This is a genomic window from Bacillus solitudinis (genome assembly GCF_002797395.1).
Taxonomy (GTDB): Bacteria; Bacillota; Bacilli; order Bacillales; family Bacillaceae_D; genus Halalkalibacter_A; species Halalkalibacter_A solitudinis.
The window spans coordinates 3,992,658-3,993,687 of sequence record NZ_KZ454943.1; the positions used below are offsets into that span (position 1 = coordinate 3,992,658).

Genomic DNA, 1,030 nt, shown 5'->3' on the forward strand with positions numbered 1-1,030 from the left:
ATAGGTGCTCTTTGTATTGGAGAATAATAGTAATAAACATTCCAAGACTCAAAATGTGACTCTGATAAACGGCTCTCTCAAACGGATTTCGAATTGCCGCAGCTTTGATTTGTGCTGCTTTATCACTAGCCCAACTACGTGAACGACTCTTACAATACTCGTGTATTTTTTCGGTCAAGGTCTCATCACTGGCATTTAAAATATCTTCAGACGAAGGAAATTTCTTTAAAGTTAATAGCGACACAACCGAATATAAATCCCCAAACACACCTCTGAATTCAGGAAATACTTGATCTAAAATCGCTTGGAATTGTAGTTTTGTCTGAATTAAAGTACCAGTAATATTTTCGTGTTGTCTCGTAAGGTTACGTAAGTTTAAGAGCTGAACGCCACGCTTTTTGTATGGCTCAAGTTCCTCTTTATAATAGAGTTCGCACAAAAGATAAGCATCAGCAGCGTCCGTCTTAACCTTTCGTAAACTTGAACTTTTGGCCTTGTAAGAAATCAATGGGTTAATAATGATTAAGAGATAGCCTCGCTCCCGGAGATAGTGAACAATAGGAGCTTGATAGTGTCCTGTTGCTTCCAGAATAACCGGAGGTTTCTTCCCTGTCTCAGCAGTCAAACCTTCGATGAATTCCACAAGGGATTCAAGTCCCTCATTAATATGTGATACTTTAAAGCTCTTACGGTATGGTTTCCCTTTATCTAGAAATGCTTGAACCTGACTTTCTCCTTTTGACACATCCAGACCAATGACTGGATTCATTCTAAATCCCCTCCAAATGATAATCTAACCGGTACCCCTAATTCCTTCTTGTAGTGTCACAGCTTCGCTTGTTATACGAGATCTACGTCCCAACCAGCCTCAATCATGTTTCTACAAGTAGGGGGTAAACTGTTTACTTGACGGGATCTATGTCCCACGGGCAGAGACGTTTTACCCCGGCTACTGTTATAATAAGACCATATAAAACAAGGTCAACCAGAAATATTTTCTTATCTGGCTGACCTTATAATACGAACGAGG

At 39.8% G+C, this 1,030-nt stretch carries 1 protein-coding gene; it reads right to left on the reverse strand.

The annotated features are described in order from the left end of the window. Positions 1 to 769 (reverse strand): IS110 family transposase (locus CEF19_RS19470; protein ID WP_157801083.1); only part of this gene is annotated, 769 nt, incomplete at its 3' end. Positions 770 to 1,030 lie beyond the last annotated feature (261 nt).